This is a genomic window from Azospirillum brasilense, assembly GCF_005222205.1.
GTDB lineage: Bacteria > Pseudomonadota > Alphaproteobacteria > Azospirillales > Azospirillaceae > Azospirillum > Azospirillum brasilense_G.
This window is the reverse complement of record NZ_CP032349.1, coordinates 98,719-120,651: the sequence shown is the minus strand read 5'-3', so window position 1 is coordinate 120,651 and position 21,933 is coordinate 98,719. Positions and strand designations below refer to the sequence as shown.

The following is a 21,933-nucleotide window of genomic DNA, read 5'->3' as shown; positions in this document are numbered from 1 at the left end:
CTCACATCGCCTCACTTGCCGGCGGGCTTCGGCCGCATGTGCGGCCGGGGCCGCCGTCGCGGTCCAAAGCGGATTGCAATCCGCTTTAGGCCGTCAAAGGGGCCTGTCCGGTTGCGCTCCGGTTTACCCCCTCCTCGCAATGGCGTGGGCCACCGACGAGAACCAATCTCGGCTTATGAACGCGGTCTACGACATCGCCCCCAACCCCTCCGGAAATGGCTGGATGGTCATCAACACCACGACCGGCGACGTCGCCCGCGTCGGGGACCGGGAGATGTCCTCGCTCAGCATCGAGGACGCCGACGATTTGGCCGACCTGCTCAACCACCTGGAGCGGATCAAGCGCGCCAGGATGCATTGACGCTTCCCTGAAGGCGCCAACCTGAATGCTGCATTCCGCGGGATCGTCCATCGCTGCTGCGATGATGGAGGCAGCGCGCGACAGGCCTGCGACTTTGCCGATCAGCATGTCGGTCACTCCGGGAAGCTGCGCGGCGTCTTCGCGGGCAGCACCGGCAAGCGTCATGATGTCCTTGAAGGTCCGGAGCAGTTCCGCCTCTGCCGCGGCGACGGCATCGGCGCCGTTCCAGTTGTCCGCCTTTCCCGAAGTGGCGATGGCCAGCACACCGCTGGTCGGTACGTCGGCCGGCCGCCAGATGCAGCCGCAGTCGGCGCAGAGATGGCTCCGGTGGGGCGAGTAGGTCCAGCCGGCCCTCTCGTCCGGCGCGTCGATATGCTGAAGGCCGCAGCGGGGACAGAACAGCAGCATGGGGAGTGGCGCCGGGCTCGTAAGGGCGGCAGGGCCGTCATCAGCGAGTGTGGCCGCTGGAAGCGAAGGTTCGGTGATGAAATGGGGCATGTCGTTTCCTGGTGCTGGTTGAGGCCAGGGCTTGGAAGGGCGGTCACCAGATGGATCTTGGAGCCAAAGCCGCCGCGCGAGCGGCCGAGGGAGGGCATGATCGTCCGGCTCATGGGCATCCCCCCTTTTCGGCCGGCGGCGGCGGCCTGGGTGGCACGGATGTTGGTGCCGTCCACGCACCAGACATCCCGGTCGATCTGTCCCTGCCCACCCAGGCGCAGGTGTAGACGCTCCAGCAGCCGGTCAAACAAGCCATTGCGCCGCCACCGCACGAAGCGGTCGTAGATGGTCTGCCATGGTCCATAAGGTGCTGGAATGTCGCGCCAGGGTACGCCAGTGTCCAGCTTCCAGAACAGCCCGTTGACGACCTCACGGTGGCTGCGCCACCGCCCGCCAGGGCGCCCGGTCGGCGGCATCCGTTCTGAAACCAGCGCCCACTGGGCATCCGAGAGTTCATGGCGGCGCATCGCGGTCGTTCCGGCTGGAGGGGGCTACCGCTTCCAACAGCTCCAACACGCCGCTCCGTCAGACAGGACCTTATTTGGCCTGTCCCGACCATCATGGCGCCCTACGTACCCGGCGCGGTTTAACTTATGTAGGGAAATCGCTCCCCAGCTTGTGGGTAATTGATAGCTTCCGCAAACGATTACCTGCATTCAAAACGGCTGATGCTGTATCTACCCGCGACGATTGGTGAAGGCTTTGGTCAAAGCTTGTTTCAGATCCTCTGGACGGAAAGGTTTGTGCAGCAGTGTATAACCGCCCCGTTTCGCTTGTCGCAGCCGCTGTGGATCTGTATCGCCAGTGACCAGCACAGCCGGCACGCGCTGTCCGACCGCCAGGCGGACGGCAGAGATGGCTTCCAACCCAGTCTTTCGTCCGGCGAGGCGGAAGTCACTCACCACAACATCGGGCGGAAAGCCCCCCCTCACACGGCTGACTGCCTCCGTGGCCGAACTGGTGGCGATGACTTGGCAGCCCAAACTTTCCAAGAACATGGAAAGCGCTCCACGCTGCCGTTCCTCATCTTCGATCACCACGATGGTGCGTCCGGCAAATTCGGTTTGCGTCTGCGCTTCCGTGGTTTCCGCCGGTTCAGTTTCAGCCTGCGTCAGGGGCACCTCGACGAAAAACATCGTCCCTTTTCCAAGCGTGGACTTTACACCGATGTGATGGCCCAGCAACTCCGCGGTCTTGCGCACGATGGCGAGGCCAAGGCCAAGACCCTTGCGGCTGTTCCGCTCCGGATTGCCGATCTGGTAGAACTCCTCGAAAATGAGATCGATTTGGTCCAGCGGGATGCCAGGGCCGGTGTCCCAGACTTCCACCCGCAGCACGGCACCAGAGCGTCGGCAGCCGACCAGCACTCGCCCTCGCTCGGTGTGAGCTATGGCGTTGCTGATCAGGTTGCGCAGAATGCGCTCCAGCAACAGGGGATCGCTGCGTACCGATCGGCGACACTCCGTGACGCTCAGGTTGATCCCCTTCCGCTCCGCCAAAGCCGACATCTCACGCACCAACCGTTTGACCACATTGCACATCCGGAATTCCGAGATGGTTGGTTCGACGGTTCCAGCCTCCAGCGTGGCGATGTCGAGCAGTCCATGGAGAAGGCCTTGGCCGGAATGCAGTGCCTCTTGCACGCGCTCCAGCAGCGCCAAGTTGTCCGCCTGATCCTGCAAGCGCTGGGCGAGCACACCGGTGAGCAATTCCATAGCTTGGAAAGGCTGACGAAGATCGTGGCTGGCCGCAGCAAGGAATCGCGTTTTTGCGCTGTTAGCCCGTAGCGCCTCGGCCCGCGCGGCTTCGGCTTGAGCCAGAGCACGGCGTCGTTCCAACTCGTGCATGACCAAGCGGGCGAAATCAGCAAGGTCACCCTGCCGGTCTGGGCCGAAATCCCAATGTGGCCGTTGATCGATCACGGTAAAGGTTCCGAGCAGATGCCGGTCTTCCGTGACGAGTGGAGCACCAGCATAGAAGCGGATATGAGGTGGGCCTGTCACAAGATCATTGTCGGCGAAGCGTTTGTCGAGCATTGCGTCGGGCACCACCATCACCCGCTCTTCCAAAATGGTGTAGGCACAGAAAGCCAGACGGCGTTCCGTACATGATATCTCCAACCCATAATGGGATTTGAACCACTGGCGGGTTTCGTCCACCAGACTGACCAGAGCAATGGGCATGCCGAAATAGCGGGCAGCAAGAGTGGTGATCCGGTCAAAAACCTCCTCAGCCGGCGTGTCGAGCACGTCGTATCTCTTCAACGCATCGAGCCGCGCAGACTCGTTGTCCGGCCGAGGTAGATTGCTCGAGGCCAAATTTTTGCCCTCCCTAACTGTGTAACAATGAAGGGCACAGCATTTCTCGCTACACTGGGGACAGTGTACTTTTGCTCTTTCAGATCTGCTCTCTGTTTCCTGGCCAGTTGGCTAAACTTGGTACGCCCATCAGGAGACCACGTCCAATGATGGAGAAACGGATGAGCTGCCCCAGGTTTGGCGCAGCCCCAATTTCCTGGTAAGGCGGGGATGCCAATGACCGGAGGAAACCGCGAATTCAGGTCTGACCGAAAAAGCCACGGGGCGGCATTGTCACACGAACGGCCTTGTCACGTGAACTGAACCATCGCACCGGAAGCCCGGAGCCCCCGACGGGTTCACGCCGCGGCGGTCGCGGCCTGCCAATCGGCCATAGCCTGCGCCCGGACGGTGCGCAGGGTGCGGCGGGAAACCAAGTGGCGCTGCAGGTTGAAGCTGTTGTAGGCGGCGGCGTGCATCGAGACAAAGCGCTCGGCGGACCCAGGTGATTTGAACCGCTGCATCTTGCGTTCGCGGCGACGCAGCGGCTGGTGCGAGACCTCGGTCCGGTTGTTTTGGCGGCGGCCCTGCTCGTGGCGGGCCGATAGGCAAATCTCATGGAAGGCGGCTTCATAGGGCCGTAGCTTACCGGGGGTGACCAAGAATTTTCCGGAAATTCGGCAGATTTCCGCAACAATTAAGGAAAAAATCTAATAATGCCGGATACAAATGCGGAATTTTGCCCGCTAACCTTGCCTATGGGACCGGTGCATCAGGCGCGCCCATAATCAAAGAACAGGGGGTATTTCATGATTTCTTCGATCAAGAGGATCGGCTTTACGCTTGCTATGACTTTTTTGTGCGGAACGTATGTTTCTTCCGCCCAGGCCGAGCCGGTTTCCATCGGCGCGGTGATTCCTCTGTCCGGCGCCAGCGCCACCATCGGCGCCGACCAGCTCCGCGGCATCGAGATCGCGACGGAGGAGGTGAACGCCAAGGGCGGCGTGCTCGGCCAGCCGCTGAAGGTGATCGTGGAGGACTCCGGCGGGCGTCCGCCCTCCGCGCTCGACGCCGCGCGCAAGCTGGTGACGGTCAACAACGTGCCGCTGGTGATCGGCGAATATTCGTCGGGCAACACCCTGCCCATCGGCCAGTATCTGGTGCAGCAGAAGCGCATCCACCTGAACCCGGCCAGCACCAGCGGCCTGCTGCGCGACCTGGGCGAAGGGCATTTCAGCTTGGTCGGCCTCGACCATGTGACGACGAAGTTCGCCGCCGACGACATCATGGCCCAGGGCTGGCGCAAGGCGGTCATCATCGCCCCCAACAACGCCTTCGGCCAGGGCGTGATCGAGCAGTTCACCAAGCATTTCAAGGCGGCGGGCGGTCAGGTTCTGGCCTCCATCGCCTATCCGGAGGGGCAGACCACCTACCGCCGCGAACTCCAGCAGCTCGCCCAGGCCAAGCCGGATGTGTTCGTCTACTCCGCCTACAGCCGCGAGGGCGCCGTCATCAACCGCGAGGCGTCCGAACTGGGTCTGAACGAGACGCCCTGGTACGGCTACCTGCTGTCCATGTCCACCGCCGACAGCGACCCGAAGACCAAGCAGGGCCAGTACGGGCTCGAGGTCAATTACATCGGCCCGAACGGCGGCGCCTATCAGGACGCCTACAAGAAGAAGTACGGCGAGGACTTCCGCACGACCTGGAACGGTTACACCTACGACGCCGTGAAGATCGCCGCCGCCGCCATCAACAAGGCGGGCAGCACCGACCCCGCCGCCATCGGCGCGGCGCTGAAGGAGCTGGGCAAGGGCTATGAGGGCGCCACCGGCCAGATTACCTTCGACGCGAACCGGATGCGCGACAGCCAGCCCTACCTGAAGATGAAGGTGGACAACGGCAAGCTCGTGCTCCGCTGAGCGCGCCGGGGCCGGGCGCCGCGGCGTCCGGCCCCCGACCGGATCGCACGGGGGATCTTTCCACGATGGTACAATTCCTTTCCGACGTCCTCATCCGGACCGTCGATCTCGCCCTCATCGCGGTGGGGCTGAGCTGCGTCTACTCCCTCATCCGCTTCCCCAACATCGCGCTCGTCCAATACGCGGTCGCCGGGTCCTTCCTGGCGCTTCTGCTGCAAGGCGCCGGGCTGCCGCTGCCGGTGGCCGGGCTGCTCGCCTGCCTGCTGGTCGGCGGCCTCGCCGTGCTGCTGAACGTGACGGTGTTTGAACGGCTGCTCGCCTCCGGCTCGGCCATCGCCATGGTGGGATCGCTGGCCGTCACGATGATCCTGTCGGCGGTTTTCCTGGTGGTCTTCGGGCCGGACTCCCGTCGTTTCGACCTGGACAGCCACCCGGTCATCCGCGTCCTGGACGCCCGGCTGACGGTCCACCAGCTCACCGCCGTCGGGCTGACTGCCGGAGCGGTGATCGTGCTGACGCTGCTGCTGTTCCGCACCACGCTGGGCCGCTCCATGCGGGCGACGGCGACCAACCGGGTGCTGGCCGCCGCCACCGGGATCGACGCGCGCCTCATCACCAACAGCGTGGTCTTCCTCAGCGGCGTCCTGGCCGCGCTGGGCGGCATCGGGCTGGCGCTGAAGGGGGAGATGAACATCCAGCTCGGCATGGACGTGCTGCTGCCGGTCTTCGCCGCGGCCATCCTGGGGGGCCTTGGCAACGCGCTGGGCGCGGTGGCCGGGGCGGTCATCATCGCCACCGCGGAGACGCTGGTCACCAACGTCAACCTCGGCCCGCTGGTGGGGGAGCCGCTGCTGTTCCTGCCGGCCAGCTACGCCACGGCGATGTCCTTCCTGATCCTGGTCGCCGCCCTGCTGGTCCGCCCGCACGGCCTGTTCGTCAGCGAGGTGAAGCGTGTTTGAGTTCCTGATCCACGTCTCCACCATGGCCTGCCTGTTCGGGTTGCTGGCGCTCAGCCTCAACCTCCAGGTCGGCTTCGCCGGTCTGGTGAATTTCGGCCACATCGCCCTGTTCGGCTGCGGCACCTACGGCGCGGCCATCGCCTTCGCCAACCAGTGGGGCCCGCTGGCCGGGCTGCTGCTGGGCGGTGCTGCTGCGGCGCTGCTCGCGCTGGCCTTCGCGCGGTTGGGGCGCAATCTGGGGGCGGACTATTGGGGGATCGCCACCCTGTCCATCGCCGAGATCCTGCGCACCTTCGCCACCAACGAGCAATGGCTGACCGGCGGCGCGCAGGGCATCCACGGGCTGCCGATGCTGTTCGGCTCCCTGCCGACGCCCTGGGGGCCGCTGGCCACGCTCGCGCTGTGCGCCGTTCTGCTGGCGGCCTGCTGGGCTCTGTGCCAGCGCCTCGTCAACGGGCGCTACGGGCTGGCGCTGAAGCTGCTGCGGGAGGAGCCTCAGTTGGCCTCCTCGCTAGGCTACGACCTCGCCGCACTCAGGCGCACGCCGCTGGTCATCAGCGGGCTGATCGCCGCCGTCGCCGGCTTCCTGTTCGCCCATTACGCCACCTTCGTCGGGCCGGACCAGCTCTACAGCGCCGAGACCTTCCTGATCTGGTCCATGCTGATCGTCGGCGGGCTGGGCAACAATCTGGGGGCGGTGGCCGGAGCCTTCCTCATGCAGTTCCTGCTGGCCTACGTGCCCTTCGTGAAGGACGCGCTGGGCCTGCCGTCGGAGTTCGTGGCGGCGATGCGGCTGACCCTGGTCGGCGGCGGTCTGCTGGCCTTCCTCCTCTGGCGCACCCAGGGCCTGATCCCCGAACGCATCGGAGGGCGCCATGCTTGAGACGATCCTGTCCACCGAATCCATCCGGAAATCCTTCGGCGCCCATTGCGTGCTGGACGGCGTGTCGCTGTCGGTCCGCAAGGGGGAGATCGTCGGGCTGCTCGGCCCCAACGGCTCGGGCAAGAGCACGCTGCTGAACATCCTCTCCGGCTTCACGTCCAGCGACGGCGGCGCGGTCAATGTGGACGGCCACGACGTGACCGGCCTGCCGCCCCACGCCATCGCCCGGCTGGGGTTGGTGCGGACCTTCCAGTTGCCGTCGATGCCGCACCGCATGACCGTGCGCGAGGTGCTCCAGGCCGGCTGCCGGCGCGAGGCGGGCCTGGGCGGCGCGTTGCGGCGCTGGCGCTACGACGCCGAGGTGGCGCGGCGGCTCGACCAGTTCCTGCTGACCCGCGTGCAGGACCAGCCGGCCAGCGCCCTGTCCGGCGGGCAGAAGAAGCTGCTGTCCATCGCCACGGCGCTGCGCAGCCGGCCCAAGCTGCTGTGCCTGGACGAGCCGACGGCGGGCGTCCACCCCAACCTGCGCAGCCGCATGGTGGAGCTGCTGAAGGCGGTCAACGCGCAGGGCGTCACCATCCTGGTCGTCGAGCACGACATGGAGTTCATCCGCGAGCTGTGCGGCCGCTGCGTCGTTCTGGACCGCGGCGCGCTGATCGCCGACTGCGCCCCGCGGGAGCTGGTGGAGAACCCGCGGGTGGTCGAGGCCTATCTCGGCAAGGCCGTGGAGAAGGGAAAGCTGACGGCATGATCGATGTATCCAACGTGCGGGCCGGCTATGGCGACGGCGCCGACATCCTGAACGGCATCTCCCTCCACGCCGCGGGCGGCGAGATCGTCACCATCCTGGGACCGAACGGCTGCGGCAAGTCCACGCTGCTGAAATGCATCGCCGGTTTCCTGGCCCCGCGCGCCGGCACCATCGCCATCGACGGCGCGGACGTCGGCGCGGTGCCGGTCCACCGCAAGGTGCGCGGCTACGGCGTCGGCTTCGTGCCGCAGACGGACAACGTCTTCGCGACGCTGAGCGTGTCGGAGAACATCCGCCTGGGCGCCCGCCACCTGCCGCGGGCGGAGCGGGAGGACCGCTTCGACGCGCTGATGCGCCAGTACCCGACGCTGGCCGCCAAGCAGAACCGCAAGGCGTCGGCCCTGTCGGGCGGCGAGCGGCAGATCCTGTCGCTGGTGCGGGCGTTGATCGCCGGGCCGAAGATCCTGCTGCTGGACGAGCCTTCGGCGGGCCTGTCGCCGCTGATGATGCACGAGGTGTTCGACGCCATCGCCGGCATCCGCGATGACACCGGCATGTGCATCGTCATGGTCGAGCAGAACGCCTTCGAGGCGCTGGGCATCGCCGACCGCGCCTATGTGCTGACTCTCGGTACGGTGGCGATGGAGGGCCGCGCCCGTGATCTGCTGGCCGACCCGTCGATGCGGGAGCTGTATCTGGGCGGCAGCGTCGTCGGCTGACGAAACGGGAAGGGCGCGCCGTGGCCGCTAAAGCGGATTGTGATCCGCTTTTGGACCGTGACTGCGGTCCCGGCCGCCCCTGCGGCCGTAGCCCGGCCGGCAAGTGAGGCCATTTGAATCTAAAGCGAACGGAAGTTCGCTTTAGAGCGGCAGCGGCGCGTCGTTCTTGACCTCCTCCATCACCGCGTAGGTGCGCGTCTCGCGCACGCCGGGCAGCGGCAGCAGAACGTCGCCGAGGAAGCGCCGGTAGGCCGCCATGTCGGCCACGCGAGTCTTCACCAGATAGTCGAACCCGCCGGCCACCATGTGGCACTCCAGAACCTCCGGCGCGCGGCGGATGGCTTGGGCGAAGCGGTCGAACACGTCGGGCGTCGTCTTGTCCAACAGCACCTCCACGAAGACGAGGAGGCCGAAGCCCAGCCGCTGGGGCGCCAGACGGGCGCCGAACCCTTCGATGTAGCCGTCCTTCTGCAGGCGCTTCAGCCGCTCGCCGGTCGTGGTGGGCGACAGGCCGATGCGCTCCGCCAGTTCAACCGCGGCGATCCTCCCTTCGACCTGGAGGACCGACAGAATGCGGCGGTCGATCTTGTCAATGTCCGACATGCTCAATTTCCCGATACACCGCGTCGTATATTATATCGTATATATTACGGGGTGAAGGGCAATCTGCGGCGGTCGCGGCAAAAGTCTGGGAGGGATGCGGCGGGCGCCGCTCCCTCCCGGACATTTTGATTCAGGCGTGGCTCAGGGGAACAGGCCGCGGGTCTTCTTGGCGTCGCGGACCTTGGACACGCCGATGGCCATGGCGGCGACGCGGGTGGACACGCGCTCGCGGGCAGCGCGGCCGGTGACTTGGTGGAACACGCGGTCGAGATGGCCGTACAGCCGCCCGATCACCTCGTCCCGGCCCCAGAAGAACTGCTGGAGGTCCTGCACCCATTCGAAATAGCTGACGATCACGCCGCCCGAGTTGCACAGGATGTCGGGGATGACGAACAGGTCGTCGCCGCGCTCGGCCAGGATGCGGTCGGCTTCCGGGGTGGTCGGGCCGTTGGCGCCTTCGGCCAGAATGCGGCAGCGCAGGCGGGCGGCGTTCTTCTCGGTGATGACGCGCTCCATGGCCGCCGGCACCAGCACGTCGCAGGGCTGGAGCAGCAGCTCCTCCGGGTCGATGGCCAGTTCGGTGGAGTAGCCGGCGAGCACGCCGCGGGTGGCGACGTGGCGCAGCAGATCCGGAACGTCGAGCCCCCGCGGGTCGAAATAGGCGGTGGTGTGGTCGCTGACGCCGAGGACGCGGACCCCACGGGCGTGAAGCTCCTCCGCCGCGACGCCGCCGACGTTGCCGAAGCCCTGCACGATGGCCGTCGCCTGGGCCGCCCGGATGCCCAGCCGCTCCATGGCGCTGCCGACCAGATGCACGACTCCCAGGCCGGTGGCCTCGCGCCGCCCCTCGGTGCCGCCGGTGGCGACCGGCTTGCCGGTGACGATCTCGGTCACCGTGCGGCCCTGGTGCATGGAATAGGTGTCCATGAACCAGGCCATGACCTGCTCGTTCGTGCCCATGTCGGGCGCCATCACGTCGGTGTGGGAGCCGACGAAGGGGATCATCTCCTGCATGTAGCGGCGGGACAGCGCCTCAAGCTCCCGCCGCGACAGCGAGGAGGGATCGACCGTGATGCCGCCCTTGGCGCCGCCGTAGGGCAGCCCGGCCAGCGCGCATTTCCAGCTCATCCACACGGCCAGCGCCGCGACCTCGCCGATGTCCACGCTGGTGGAGAAGCGGGTGCCGCCCTTGGTCGGCCCCAGCGACAGGTGGTGCTGCACCCGGTAGCCCTGGAAGACCGCCACCGAGCCGTCGTCGCGGTGGATCGGGCAGGAGACGGTAATCGCCCGCTTCGGGTAGAGCAGCCGGTCGCGCTCGTCCTCCGGCAGGTCAAGATGGTCCGCAATGGCCGTGAACTGCTGACGGCACATGTCGAAGACAGGTCCGGTGTAGATGGTCACGCTTGTTTTCCTCGATCTGTATTGCGCCGTTGCGGGCGATTTCTTTGTTCTTCCTTGGCGCTTTCGGCGTTTCCAGACTACGGGGAGGTTGGCCGCGGTTCCACAAGCGTTTTCGGAACCTTTCCCGATTAAGCACGGCGTTATCGGAGAATCGCCGATGAAAGGAAGGCGATGCGGAGAATGGACCGGTGCATATGCTCGAGCGGTGGAGGCCGCCGTGTCGGCGCGGCCTTTTGACCAGGCGGATGCCGCCGCTGGAGCGTTTGCCAAACCCGTGGTCTTTATGCTTCAAGGATGGGCAACGCCGCGCGTCCTGGCCGGCGCTGCGCGGTGCCACAGCTGCGGGATCACAGGGGAACGGAACTCATGAGCAAGCGGAACGGCACGGACTTCCTGGCCGCCGACGTGCACGCCCGGCTCCGGGCGAAGATCCTGACCTTCGAGATCAAGCCCGGCACCCGTCTGGTGGAGGACGAGATCTCCGCCTCCATGAACGTCGGCCGCACCCCGGTGCGCGAGGCCCTGCTGCGCCTTCAGGGTGAAGGGCTGGTCAGCCGCGAGAAGGGCTGGGTGGTGGAAAGCACCGACCCGTCCAACATGGACGCCATCTTCGAAAGCCGCATCGCCATCGAGGGCTACGCGACGCGGCTCGCCGCCGCGCGCGTGACCGACGCCGACATCACCGAACTGGCCGCCTTGGTGGACCAGATGGCCCAGTTCGAGCAGATGAACCGCGCCCAGTTGAACCAGCTCAACCGAACCTTCCACCGGCGCATCATCGAGATGGCGGGCAATCCCTTCTTCCTGGAGATGCACGAGAAGACGCTGTTCTATTATTGGAACATGCGGCTTCCCGTCATCTTCACGAAGGACCAGACCCAGGAAGCGAACGACCAGCATACGGTGATCCTGAGCGCGCTGGCGGACCACCGCGCGGACGCCGCCGAGGAGGCCGCGCGGGAGCATGTCCGGACCACCCACCGGATCGTCAAGGACGCCCTGGAAGGCTTCTAAAGCGAACTTCCGTTCGCTTTAGACTCACATCGCCTCACTTGCCGGCGGGCTTCGGCCGCATGTGCGGCCGGGGCCGCCGTCGCGGTCCAAAGCGGATTGCAATCCGCTTTAACCGGCCCTATCAGGGCGCCGTCTTGCGGATTTCCAGCACGATGCCGGCCTCCGCCCGCGTGTCGAAATAGCAGAAGCCCGACCCGTCGGCGCGGCGCCCGCGGGCGATCACTCCCATCCCCAGACGGCGGCCCTCCGCCTCCGCGGCGTCGCGGTCCGGCACTTCGAAGCCCAGGTGATAGACGCCCTCGCCCCGCGTGTCGAGGAAGCGGCGCTGCGGGGAATCCAGTTCGCCCGGATCGCACAGCTGGATCTGCACGTTGGCGAGGTCGGCGCACTTGTAGCGCATGGCCTTTGACGCGGCCTCGTTGGGGACTTCGAACTCCACGTAGGGGCCGCTCTTGGGGTAGTCGTACCAGGGACCGACGCCGAGCGCTTCATAGTAGGCCACGGCCCTGTCCAGATCGTGCACGACGATGCAGACATGGTGCAGCGTGTCGAAGATGGTCGTCATGGGGCGTCTTGGCTCCTCGTTTGTGTGCGGAAACGGGTGGGGATGCGTGTGCGAGTGTCCGGGAGACCGGCGGCCAGCAGACCGCCCGACAGGATCAGCGCGGAGCCGGCGAAGGCCATCGCGTCCGGCAGTTCGGCGAAGGCCGCGTAGCCGAGGATCACCGACCAGACCACCTGCGAGTAGGAGAAGGGCGCCAACTGCCACGCCGGAAAGCTGCGGTAGGCGAGCACGATCAGGAAATGCGCACCGGTCCAGGCCGCCGCCATGCCGGCGGCAACGATCATCTGCGCGCCGTCCAGGGGTGAGAAGACGAAGGGCACCGCCAAGCTCGCCGCGGCGAAGCCCACGCCGACCGACCAGACCAGCGTCGTCACGGAGGAGTCCGCGCCGCCGATCCGCCGCGTGCAGATCATGCCCGCCGCCCAGCCCAGGGAGGACAGGATGGGCAGAGCCACCGCGGGAGACAGCGTGCCGAAGCCGGGCCGCACCACCACCGCCACCCCGGCCAGCCCGATGGCCACCGCCGCCCAATGGGCGCGCGACACCCGGTCGCCGAAGACCAGCGCGGACAGCGCGGTCAGGAAGAAGGGCGACATGAAGACCAGCATCGTCGCCTCGGCCAGCCCGAGGGTGCGGAACGCGGCGATCAGCAGCGTCGTCGAGACCAGCAGGCAGAGCCCGCGCAGAATCTGAAGGCGGGGCTTGGCGCTGCGCAGCACGGCGGGTCGCGCAGCCACCACCGGCGCCAGCAGCAGCACGGCGCCCAGACAGCGCAGCCACGCGATCTCGACGGGGTGCACCGACTGCGCAAGCTGCTTCGCGAAGACGTCGGACAACGTGAACAGCAGCATCGAAACGACGATCAGCGCGATGCCCCGGGCAAGGGGCGGAGGATGTTTCTGGTGCACGTTCCGGCACTCGGTTGCGGTGATTTGAAGGGCATTGACCTAGCCCCCACCCCGGCCCTCCCCTGCGAAGCGGGGGAGGCCGGGGTGGGGGCTCGTCGGCGCCTAGGTCAGCTTCGCCTTCGCCTGGAAGGAGAGCGTCCCGCCGATGCAGGTCATCTCCACCAGCCAGCGCTTCGCCGGGATGGCGGTGCCGCGGGCGGTGGTGTAGCCGTCGACGGCGAGTTGCCACTCCGTGCCGCCGCGGGGCGTCAGGGTGCCGGCGGTGAAGACGCCGTCGCTGAACACCACCATGCAGGGAGGCGGCTTGACCGACGGGGCCGCCGACAGCCGCCCGTCGCGGACCGTGCCGCGCGCCCCGACATAGAGGTGGGTGCCGCCCGCTTCCAGGGTGATGGTCATCCGTCCAGCGCGTCCCGGACGATCCGGTGGGTCGTCTCGACATGCTCGCGCGCGTGCCGTTCCGCGGCGTCCGGGTCGCGGGCCTCCAGCGCGTCGATGATCCGCTTGTGCTGCTCGTTCGCCACAACCGCCTGTTCGCGGGTGAAAAGGACGGGCAGGCGCATGTTCCAGTAATGGAACTGCGTGCGCTCGTGCATCTCCACGAAGAAGGGGTTGCCGGACAGCCCGACGATCCGCTCGTGGAACCGCCGGTTGAGCAGGTTGAGCTGGGCGCGGCCCATCGCCTCGAACCCGTCCATCTCCCCGGCCAGCGCCCGCAGGTCCCGGATGTCCGCAGGGGTGGCGCGCAGCGCGGCGACGTGGGTCGCGTAGCCCTCGATGGCGACGCGGCTTGCGAAGACATGGTCGATGGATGCCGCGTCGGTGCTTTCCACCACCCAGCCCTTCTCGCGGCTGACCAGCCCCTCGCCCTGAAGGCGCAGCAGGGCCTCGCGCACCGGGGTGCGGCCGACGTTCATGGAGGCCGAAATCTCGTCCTCCACCAGACGGGTGCCGGGCTTGATCTCGAAGGTCAGGATCTTCGACCGCAGCCAACCATGCACGTTGGCCGCCAGCAGGTCGCTGCCGACCCGTTTGCGGGGACGGTCGTTGGGCAGGCGTTCGATGCCGTCGGGCATGGTCGTTCCTCCCTTCAGCCCGCGTGGCGGGCGACGAACTGCCGGCTGCGCTCGTGCCGGGGGGCGCTGAAGAAGCTGCGGGCGGGCACGTCCTCCACCACCTCCCCCTGCACCATGAAGATGACGCGGTCGGCGAATTCCCTGGCGATGGCCATTTCGTGCGTCGCGATCAGCATGGTGTAGCCCTGCTCCGCCAGATTCCGGATGGTCAGGATCACCTCCTGCGACAATTCCGGGTCGAGTGCGCTGGTCGGCTCGTCCAGCAGCATGACGCTGGGCGACAGGGCCAGGGCGCGGGCGATGGCGACGCGTTGCTGCTGCCCGCCCGACAGTTCGGACGGATAGCGGTTCGCCTTGTCGGGCAGGCCGACCTTCGCCAGAAGCTCGCGCGCCAGCGCCTCGGCCTGGGGTTTTGGCATGCGCAGCACATGGACCGGGCCGCTCATCACGTTGTCGAGCACGGTCATGTGGCGGAACAGGTTGAAGCTCTGGAACACCATGCCGATGGAGCGGCGCTGGGCGCTGATCTCCTTGTCGGACATCTCGTGCAGGGTGTCGCCGACCTCGCGGTAGCCGATGAGCTGGCCGTGCACGTAGATGCGGCCCGCGCTGATCGTCTCCAGATGGTTGATGCAGCGCAGCAGGGTGGATTTGCCGGCTCCGGACGGGCCGAGAAGGGTGACCACCTCTCCCTGCGCGATGGAAACCGAAACGTTCTTCAGGATCTCGACCGAACCGTAGGATTTCGAAACGGACTCGAGAACCACGGCCGCGGCCTTGACGGGTGTGTCCATAGGGACCTCTGGGGGGCTTACCGCTGGGGGAAGGTCTTTTCGAGCGCGGTCTGAACGGCGGTGGCGAAGGCGGTCATCACCAGATACCAGAAGGCCGCCACGGCCAGCAGCTCCACCACCATGAAGTTGGACGAATAGATGTCCGTGGTGATGCGCAGCAGTTCCAGGAAACCGATCGCCGAAGCCAGCGAGGTGGACTTCAGCAGCATGATGTACTGGTTGCCGCCCGCCGGGATGATGATGCGCCCGGCCTGCGGAATGACGATGTGGCGCAGCACCTGATACTCGGTCATGCCGATGGCGCGGGCCGCGGCGCGTTGACCTTTGTCCACCGCCAGAATGCCGGCGCGGATGATCTCCGCCATGTAGGCGCCTTCGGCGAGGGCGAGGCCGGCGAGCGCCGCCACGAAGGGCGTCACCACCGCCGTGGTCGGCGCGTCCACCAGCACGATGTCGGTGAAGGGGACCGCCAGATAAACGCGCTGGAACATGGTCGGCAGCGCGTTGAACCAGAACAGGAGCTGGATCAGCATCGGCGTGCCGCGGAAGAAATACACGTAGGTCGCCGACAGGGCGGCGAGGATCGGGTTGCCGCTGACCCGCATCAGGGCGACGGCCAGACCGATGACGCTGGCCACCACCAGCGCCAGCGTGCCGAGGATCAGGGCGTTGCGCGCGCCGATCAGCACCTGCTCGCTGGTCAGGTAGGAGAGGAACACCTCCACATTCATGATCTTCGCGCGGACACCCGCGCTGATCAGCATGAACACCGCCAGGAGAACGATCGCGCTGAGGAGCCAGGCTCCCCAACGCCACCGGTGCTTGACGCGGACAGCCCGTGGTTCGGCCATGGCGCAGCTCGCAGCCACTGTCACTTCCTCTTGCTGGCGGGCAGGTTGATGGTGATCTCCGGCAGCGCGCCGCCCTCGATCTCCCATTTGGAGAGGATGGCCTTGTAGGTGCCGTCGGCCAGCATGCTCTGCGTCGCCTTCTGGACCGCATCCTTCAGCGTGGAGTTCTTCGGGAAGCCCCAGGACGTGACGTAGGGAGTCAGGATGTGGTTGCCGCCGGCGATGGCGTATTTGCCGGGCATCTGGCTCTTCATGTAGACCAGCGCCGGAAAGTCGCCCAGATAGCCGTCCACGCGCCCGAGATCGAGCTGCATTCGGGCGTCCGGGGCGGCGGGAAGCTGGTTGGCGGTGATCGGCTGCTTGCCGCCGGACACGCAGGTTTCCGACGCTTTTTCCACCGCGGCCATGATGACGCGGCTGCCCAGCAGAGTGGCGACCGACTTCCCGCAGAAATCGGCGATGGTCGAGTATTTCTCGGCGTCCGCCGCCCGCACCAGGATGCTGCCGCCGGACATCATGTAATTGACGAAATCAACCTTCTGCTCGCGCTCCTCCGTGTCGCTGATGCCGCCGGACGCGACGTCGAAGCGGCCAGCCTCCAGGCCGGGGATCAGCGCCGCGTACTCGCCGTGCACGAAGGTGATGGAGAGTCCCAGGCGTTTGCCGATCTCGTTGAGCAGATCGACGGAAACGCCCACCGGTTCGGTCTTGCCGTCCTGGCGGAACTCCACCGGAGGGAAGGTCTGCTGGGAGCCGACGCGCAGGGTGCCGGCATCGCGGATCGGCTTCGGCACCAGGCTGGCGGCTTGGGGGTTGGTGGGAGCCGCACCGCTTTGGGCGTGGGCGGCCGTGTGCAGCGACGTCAAGAACACGCAGGCGGCCAAGGCCGCGAGAACGGCGGGCTTGGCTTCACAGGAAAGGCGCATTGCAGAGGTCTCCTGGTTCCGAAAGTGATGAGAACGTGAGGTGCTGCACACGGCGCGGGGTTGCGGCCCCGTCCCCGAGGGTGGTTCGGCGGCGCCCGCCCCGGGTGTCAGGAGCGGAGCGGGCGCGGCACCTCACCGCGTCTCGGCGGAGCGCCCGGGAACGGCCGACGGGTTCGGACGGTCGGCGCGCGGGCAGGGGGCAGCTTGCTCATACATCGCCAGAACGGAGTGGACGTAATCGTCCGGGAAGCCCCAATGCTTCATGCCGGCGGGAATGTGGTCCCAGTAGAAGTTCGGCGGACGCATCGCCGTGCCCGGAGTGATCAGGCGGTAGGTCCAGCAGTCGTAGACCTTGCCGTCGTCGCCGCGCACCGAGACGAAGCAGCGCTCGAAGTCGTCATAGTCCTCTTCGAAGTGATGATCGGGATGCTCGACGACGATGCCCAGCACGTTGTTGCCCCAGGCTCGGCCCGTGTTGGACAGGTGGCACCAGCCGCGGTCGGTGCGCGTGCCGGCGGCGTGGAACTCCAGCTTGTGGTTTGCGACGTAGCCCTTGGTGATCACCTTGGCTTCCGGAAAGTACCGGTGAAGTTCCGGCGGATTCAGCCACGTGCAGTATCCGAAGTAGTGCATCTCGACCTCAATTTGGGTGGTGCGGAGTGGGCGGGGCGGTCCATCCTCCGATCGCCGCACTCCGTATACATTACAATATACGAACCCGCATACGGCGACAATGGGAAATCTGTCGCCGTCATCGCGACGGCGATACCCGAGCGGCGGGGCCGCCGCCCCGAATGGCGGGCAAGCGCGCCGGAATTGGCGAAAACCGCAACTTGCGGTCGATCCGGATACGGTGAGAGCCGTGCGTCGGAGCCGACATCCATCGCGGCGGGATGAGATGGTCCCCGTTTTCCGGACAGTCGGATAAGCTTGGTTCAGGTTCGTGTTATGCCGCTAATCTGATCCGGTTTGGTGTGCCCTCGTAGGCCTCCGCCGGGGTTCTGCCACGGAGCGCGGAGTGCGGTCCGTTGGTGTTGCAGTGGCCGATCCAGCGGCCGATCCGGGCTCGGGCCTCGCTGCCTGTCCCGAAGGCATGGAGGTAGACGCACTCGCATTTCATCGATCGCCACAGCCGCTCGATAAACACGTTGTCCATCCACCGGCCACGGCCGTCCATGGACACCCGGATGCCGTCCGCGATCAACAGGCCGGTGAAGCGTGGGCTGGTGAACTGGCTGCCCTGATCGGTGTTGAAGATGTCCGGTCGGCCGTGCCGCGCCATCGCCTCCTCCACGGCCTCGATGCAGAACTCGACATCCATGGTGTTTGACAGCCGCCAACCCAGGGCCTTGCGCGTCACGCCTTCGGCGTTGTAGCGCACCACCGCATCGCGAGCGCGCTGGCGGTCGGATGGCCAAAGTGCAGCCACCATTCCGCGATGGCCTCGTCGCCGACCACGATGCCGGGCGTCGCCCGGATCAGTGCGACCTCGGTAGGCTCAGGTTGGAGCAATGGGACACCCAGACCGCCTCGTGGATGATTCCAGCGGGAAAACGGACACCGCGGTATGGGGTGGTGGACATGCCCAACAACCTGCCATGCCGGACCGTTCACCACCAACCTGACAACACCCAGCCGTTCGCCGGAAACGGCGGAGTGCGGGATCATGACTATGTTGAGCTGATGGAAAGCATCAATCGCGTATTCAGCCGGATACGCGATGGAAAGATCGACGGCCGCACACTCACAACCAACTTGCCGTACGATGGAACGATGCACCACAAGAAAGGAGAAGCGGGGCTCCGTCGTGTGCGTCCATTTTCTCGGTAGGTTTCACTTCTGCTTTCATCATACAGAATCCCGGTCTGTCGTGCCATTACGACGCACGGTAAAACAGCGGAGAACATCCGGATATGGCCAAATCCATCCAATTCAAGGCCGGCGAATTGCTGTTCCGGCGGGGAGAGGCGAGCGACTGCGTTTTTTGGGTCAGGCACGGTGAAATTGAGGTCCTGCGCGAGAATGGAGACAACGCCATCCTGATCGGGCATGTGCGGGGCGGCGAGTGGCTGGGCGAGATGGGCGTCATTGAAAGCCGCAGCCGGAGTGCCACCGCCCGGGCCGTCAGCGATGGCGCCGCGGAAGTCCTCACCCCGCAGGATTTCCTGGACCGGGTGAGCCGGGACGCATCCCTGGCGCGCGGGTTGATCCAGCGTCTCAGCATCCGCCTGCGGACGATCGAGGACAAGATTGCCGGCGACCTGCTGCTCTCGACGCGCGAGGCGGAACTGGCGGAGAACGGCGCGCCGTCGTCGGCGGCACTTCCCAACAACAACGAACGCATTCTATTGACCGCTGGGACGGACTCCCTGCGCAGCCGGATCGGTCCAAGCCCAATTCAGGTTGGACAACTGCCCTTCGTGGTCGGTCGTCTCCCGATCAACGGCGAGGCACCGCCCCCACGATCACCCGATCTGTCCATCGACGATCAGCCGCCGTTTCGCCTGTCGCGCGATCACTTCATGATCAGCCACAGCCAGGGCCGGCTGCTCGTGTCCGATCTTGGCAGCACGCTTGGGACGGTCGTCAATGGGCAGCCGATCGGGCATGATTTCATGAGGGACACCGCCCTTCTGAACCACGGTGAGAACCGCATCGTTGCGGGCGGCTGGGGATCGCCCTTCGAGTTCATCGTTTCCATCGGCTGAAGGGGCGTTGCCGAACAAACGCGCTTTTTCGCATCCGGCGAAGCGGATGCCGGACCCAGGTCATACACCGATGAGACCGAGACGGAATGGGCGGGCACTGGCACTCTGACCGCTGCCACGCTTGGTGGAATGATGGAGGCCGCACACCGACCCGATCCAACGCCGCGAGGTCGGGCGTGGCATCGCAGAGGACCGCGTCACATCACCAGAGCTGCGGGAGGCGGGCATGGCCGAAGCGCTTTCAGTCAAGGAAAAGGCTCTCATTGACGCCTACTGGCGGGCAGCAAACTATTTGTCCGTCGGGCAAATTTATCTTTATGACAATCCATTGCTCAAAGTTCCCCTTACCCTCGAACATATAAAGCCGAGGTTGCTGGGGCATTGGGGAACCACGCCCGGCTTGAATTTCATCTATGTCCATCTGAACCGGATGATCCGGCAATTGGATCTGAACATGATCTATATTGCCGGTCCCGGGCATGGCGGACCGGCCATGGTCGCGAATGCCTACCTTGAGGGAACATACAGCGAAGTCTACCCGAACATTTCGCCGGACCAGGAGGGCATCAAGCGCCTCTTCACCCAATTCTCGTTTCCCGGCGGGATTCCCAGCCACGTGGCGCCGGAGACGCCCGGTTCGATTCATGAAGGCGGCGAACTCGGATACGCCCTGTCCCACGCGTACGGAGCCGCCTTCGACAACCCCGACCTGATCGTCGCCTGCATCGTTGGCGACGGGGAGGCGGAAACCGGACCCCTGGCAACGAGCTGGCATTCCAACAAGTTCCTCAACCCGCTCAGCGATGGCGCCGTTCTGCCGATCCTGCATCTCAACGGCTACAAGATCGCCAACCCCACCATTCTCTCCCGGATCAGCCACGAGGAGCTGGAGCAACTTTTCCGAGGGTATGGATACATCCCCTATTTCGTGGAAGGCCACGAACCGGACGACATGCATGAACGCATGGCCTCCACTCTGGACACGGCCATCGCCGACATTCGGCGGATCAAGGACGACGCGCGCCGAAACGGGGTCGCGCAGCGTCCCCGCTGGCCCCTGATCGTGCTCCGCACACCGAAGGGCTGGACATGCCCGAAGGAGATCGACGGCAAGCGGGCCGAGGATTTCTGGCGTTCGCATCAGGTCCCGATGGGGGAAATGCACGAGAACCCGGACCATGTGCGTGTTCTCGAAGAGTGGATGAGAAGCTACCGTCCCGAGGAGCTTTTCGACGAGGGAGGCCGCCTCCGCCCCGACCTCGCCGACTTGGCCCCCCGCGGCACTCGCCGTATGAGCGCCAACCCGCACGCCAACGGCGGCACGCTCCTGCGCGATCTGCGCCTTCCGGATTTCCGCGACTACGCCGTCCCGGTGGAGGCTCCCGGCGTGGCCGTCGCAGAAGCCACCCGCGTGATGGGGCAGTTTCTGCGCGATGTGATGAAGCTGAACCTCGACGCGCGGAACTTCCGGCTCTTCAGTCCCGATGAGAACAACTCCAACCGCTGGCAGGACGTGCTCCAGGTCACGGACCGGACATGGGTTGCCGACACCGTCCCGTGGGACGACCATCTCGCCCCGGACGGCCGGGTCATGGAGATGCTCAGCGAACACCAATGCCAGGGGTGGCTTGAAGGCTATCTGCTGACGGGTCGGCACGGCTTCTTTTCCTGCTACGAAGCGTTCATCCACATCGTCGATTCGATGTTCAACCAGCACGCTAAGTGGTTGAAGGTCTGCCGGACCATTCCCTGGCGGCGCCCCGTCGCCTCGCTGAACTACCTGCTGTCCAGCCATGTCTGGCGCCAGGACCACAACGGCTTCAGCCACCAGGACCCCGGCTTCATCGATCATGTGGTGAACAAGAAGGCCGACGTCGTCCGGGTCTATCTGCCACCCGATGCCAATTGCCTGCTGTCGGTCACGGACCATTGCCTGCGCAGCCGGAACTGCGTCAACGTCGTCGTCGCCGGGAAGCAACCGGCCCCGCAGTGGTTGACGATGGATGACGCCATCAGGCATTGCACGGCCGGCCTGGGGATCTGGGAATGGGCCAGCAACGACCGCGGCGGCGAACCCGATGTGGTGATGGCCTGCTGCGGCGACGTGCCGACGCTGGAGACCCTGGCGGCGGTCGATCTCCTGCGCCACTACGCCCCGGACCTGAAGGTCCGCGTCATCAACGTCGTCGATCTCATGACCTTGCAGCCCCCGGGGGAGCATCCGCACGGGCTGCCGGATCGCGACTTCGACGCGCTGTTCACCACCGACAAACCGATCATCTTCGCCTTCCACGGCTATCCCTGGCTCATTCACCGGCTGACGTACCGGCGGGGCGGCCATGGGAACCTGCATGTGCGCGGCTACAAGGAGGAAGGCACCACCAGCACGCCCTTCGACATGTGCGTGCTGAACGATCTCGACCGGTTCCACCTCGTGGGCGATGTGATCGACCGGGTTCCGGCGCTCGGCGCGAGCGCCGCCTACGTCAAGCAGGCCATGCGCGACAAGCTCATCGCGCACAAGGAACACATCCGGCGGTATGGCGACGACATGCCCGAGATCGCGGGATGGATATGGGACCAGACGGGAGCGGGCCAGACGCGAGCAAGCCGGACAGGAGCGGCCGGAAAAGCCGCCTCGACCGAGGCCGACAATGTTTGAACCATAAGACGATGGTCGGGCCATCCGTCGGACGG

The 21,933-nt window shown here is 65.8% G+C and carries 23 protein-coding genes and 2 pseudogenes; 9 read left to right on the top strand and 16 right to left on the bottom strand.

Annotated elements, in window-relative coordinates; all coding sequences use genetic code 11:
• Positions 1–85 precede the first annotated feature (85 nt).
• The 5 genes and pseudogenes from D3869_RS34245 to D3869_RS34580 all read right to left on the bottom strand — a co-directional run bounded on the left by D3869_RS34245 (position 86) and on the right by D3869_RS34580 (position 4,060).
• Positions 86–859, bottom strand: coding sequence for a hypothetical protein (locus tag D3869_RS34245; protein ID WP_247896103.1), 774 nt, complete (start codon positions 857–859; stop codon positions 86–88).
• 53 nt (positions 860–912) lie between these two features.
• Positions 913–1,326: pseudogene (locus D3869_RS34815) on the bottom strand (IS5 family transposase); the annotation flags it as partial.
• 210 nt (positions 1,327–1,536) lie between these two features.
• Positions 1,537–3,108, bottom strand: coding sequence for a hybrid sensor histidine kinase/response regulator (locus D3869_RS29685; RefSeq protein WP_175426668.1), 1,572 nt, complete (start codon positions 3,106–3,108; stop codon positions 1,537–1,539).
• Between the two features lie 407 nt (positions 3,109–3,515).
• On the bottom strand, positions 3,516–3,818 hold the full coding sequence (locus D3869_RS29680) for a DDE-type integrase/transposase/recombinase (protein ID WP_175426667.1): 303 nt from the start codon (positions 3,816–3,818) through the stop codon (positions 3,516–3,518).
• 110 nt (positions 3,819–3,928) lie between these two features.
• The gene (locus D3869_RS34580; protein WP_282190196.1) at positions 3,929–4,060 is read right to left on the bottom strand and encodes a hypothetical protein; all 132 of its coding nucleotides are present in this window, start codon (positions 4,058–4,060) and stop codon (positions 3,929–3,931) included.
• A gap of 7 nt (positions 4,061–4,067) precedes the next feature.
• Between D3869_RS34580 and D3869_RS29675 the strand changes: the two genes are divergently transcribed.
• The 5 genes from D3869_RS29675 (at position 4,068) to D3869_RS29655 (ending at position 8,390) form a co-directional block, all read left to right on the top strand.
• Positions 4,068–5,078 carry an ABC transporter substrate-binding protein gene (locus tag D3869_RS29675; protein WP_211109574.1) on the top strand — a complete coding sequence of 337 codons (1,011 nt, stop codon included), beginning with the start codon at positions 4,068–4,070 and terminating at the stop codon, positions 5,076–5,078.
• Between the two features lie 65 nt (positions 5,079–5,143).
• Complete coding sequence (locus D3869_RS29670) at positions 5,144–6,037, top strand: branched-chain amino acid ABC transporter permease (protein ID WP_137143241.1); 894 nt, start codon at positions 5,144–5,146, stop codon at positions 6,035–6,037.
• The gene (locus tag D3869_RS29665; protein WP_137143240.1) at positions 6,030–6,920 is read left to right on the top strand and encodes a branched-chain amino acid ABC transporter permease; all 891 of its coding nucleotides are present in this window, start codon (positions 6,030–6,032) and stop codon (positions 6,918–6,920) included. Before D3869_RS29670 ends, D3869_RS29665 begins: the two co-directional genes overlap by 8 nt.
• Positions 6,913–7,671 (top strand): ABC transporter ATP-binding protein, encoded by a 759-nt coding sequence (locus D3869_RS29660; protein ID WP_137143239.1) that lies wholly within the window; start codon positions 6,913–6,915, stop codon positions 7,669–7,671. The genes D3869_RS29665 and D3869_RS29660 overlap by 8 nt, the downstream gene beginning before the upstream one ends.
• Entirely contained in the window at positions 7,668–8,390 is a 723-nt protein-coding gene (locus tag D3869_RS29655; RefSeq protein WP_137143238.1) for an ABC transporter ATP-binding protein, read from the top strand. The genes D3869_RS29660 and D3869_RS29655 overlap by 4 nt, the downstream gene beginning before the upstream one ends.
• A gap of 141 nt (positions 8,391–8,531) precedes the next feature.
• Here the strand turns inward: D3869_RS29655 and D3869_RS29650 are convergent, their stop codons facing one another.
• Positions 8,532–8,993: an Lrp/AsnC ligand binding domain-containing protein gene (locus D3869_RS29650; protein ID WP_094305433.1), complete on the bottom strand. Its 462-nt coding sequence runs from the start codon at positions 8,991–8,993 to the stop codon at positions 8,532–8,534.
• 141 nt (positions 8,994–9,134) lie between these two features.
• Positions 9,135–10,394 (bottom strand): Glu/Leu/Phe/Val family dehydrogenase, encoded by a 1,260-nt coding sequence (locus D3869_RS29645; protein ID WP_137143237.1) that lies wholly within the window; start codon positions 10,392–10,394, stop codon positions 9,135–9,137.
• 366 nt (positions 10,395–10,760) lie between these two features.
• On the opposite strand from D3869_RS29645, the gene D3869_RS29640 reads away from it, so the two are divergent.
• Positions 10,761–11,408, top strand: coding sequence for a GntR family transcriptional regulator (locus D3869_RS29640; protein ID WP_175426666.1), 648 nt, complete (start codon positions 10,761–10,763; stop codon positions 11,406–11,408).
• A 121-nt stretch (positions 11,409–11,529) separates the two neighbouring features.
• Here the strand turns inward: D3869_RS29640 and D3869_RS29635 are convergent, their stop codons facing one another.
• From D3869_RS29635 to D3869_RS29595, 9 genes and pseudogenes are all read right to left on the bottom strand, one after another.
• A complete protein-coding gene (locus D3869_RS29635; protein WP_137143235.1) occupies positions 11,530–11,973 on the bottom strand; it encodes a VOC family protein in 444 nt (147 codons plus the stop codon).
• Positions 11,970–12,881, bottom strand: coding sequence for a DMT family transporter (locus D3869_RS29630; protein ID WP_137143234.1), 912 nt, complete (start codon positions 12,879–12,881; stop codon positions 11,970–11,972). Before D3869_RS29630 ends, D3869_RS29635 begins: the two co-directional genes overlap by 4 nt.
• 102 nt (positions 12,882–12,983) lie before the next feature.
• Positions 12,984–13,280: a hypothetical protein gene (locus tag D3869_RS29625; protein WP_137143233.1), complete on the bottom strand. Its 297-nt coding sequence runs from the start codon at positions 13,278–13,280 to the stop codon at positions 12,984–12,986.
• The gene (locus tag D3869_RS29620; protein ID WP_137143232.1) at positions 13,277–13,957 is read right to left on the bottom strand and encodes a GntR family transcriptional regulator; all 681 of its coding nucleotides are present in this window, start codon (positions 13,955–13,957) and stop codon (positions 13,277–13,279) included. Before D3869_RS29620 ends, D3869_RS29625 begins: the two co-directional genes overlap by 4 nt.
• Before the next feature lie 14 nt (positions 13,958–13,971).
• Positions 13,972–14,751, bottom strand: a complete 780-nt coding sequence (locus tag D3869_RS29615) for an amino acid ABC transporter ATP-binding protein (protein WP_137143231.1) — start codon at positions 14,749–14,751, stop codon at positions 13,972–13,974.
• Between the two features lie 17 nt (positions 14,752–14,768).
• Entirely contained in the window at positions 14,769–15,602 is an 834-nt protein-coding gene (locus D3869_RS29610) for an amino acid ABC transporter permease (RefSeq protein WP_137143230.1), read from the bottom strand.
• Between the two features lie 20 nt (positions 15,603–15,622).
• On the bottom strand, positions 15,623–16,528 hold the full coding sequence (locus D3869_RS29605) for an ABC transporter substrate-binding protein (RefSeq protein ID WP_137143229.1): 906 nt from the start codon (positions 16,526–16,528) through the stop codon (positions 15,623–15,625).
• 132 nt (positions 16,529–16,660) lie between these two features.
• Positions 16,661–17,161: a gamma-glutamylcyclotransferase family protein gene (locus D3869_RS29600; protein WP_137143228.1), complete on the bottom strand. Its 501-nt coding sequence runs from the start codon at positions 17,159–17,161 to the stop codon at positions 16,661–16,663.
• Positions 17,162–17,474: 313 nt separating this feature from the next.
• Positions 17,475–17,885, bottom strand: a pseudogene (locus D3869_RS29595) (transposase); the annotation flags it as partial.
• A gap of 224 nt (positions 17,886–18,109) precedes the next feature.
• Here D3869_RS29595 and D3869_RS29590 point away from each other — a divergent pair.
• The 3 genes from D3869_RS29590 to D3869_RS29580 all read left to right on the top strand — a co-directional run bounded on the left by D3869_RS29590 (position 18,110) and on the right by D3869_RS29580 (position 21,898).
• Complete coding sequence (locus tag D3869_RS29590) at positions 18,110–18,358, top strand: hypothetical protein (protein WP_137143227.1); 249 nt, start codon at positions 18,110–18,112, stop codon at positions 18,356–18,358.
• Positions 18,359–18,441: 83 nt separating this feature from the next.
• Positions 18,442–19,236 (top strand): cyclic nucleotide-binding domain-containing protein, encoded by a 795-nt coding sequence (locus D3869_RS29585; protein ID WP_137143226.1) that lies wholly within the window; start codon positions 18,442–18,444, stop codon positions 19,234–19,236.
• Positions 19,237–19,462: 226 nt separating this feature from the next.
• Positions 19,463–21,898, top strand: a complete 2,436-nt coding sequence (locus tag D3869_RS29580) for a phosphoketolase family protein (protein ID WP_137143225.1) — start codon at positions 19,463–19,465, stop codon at positions 21,896–21,898.
• The last annotated feature ends 35 nt before the right edge of the window (positions 21,899–21,933 follow it).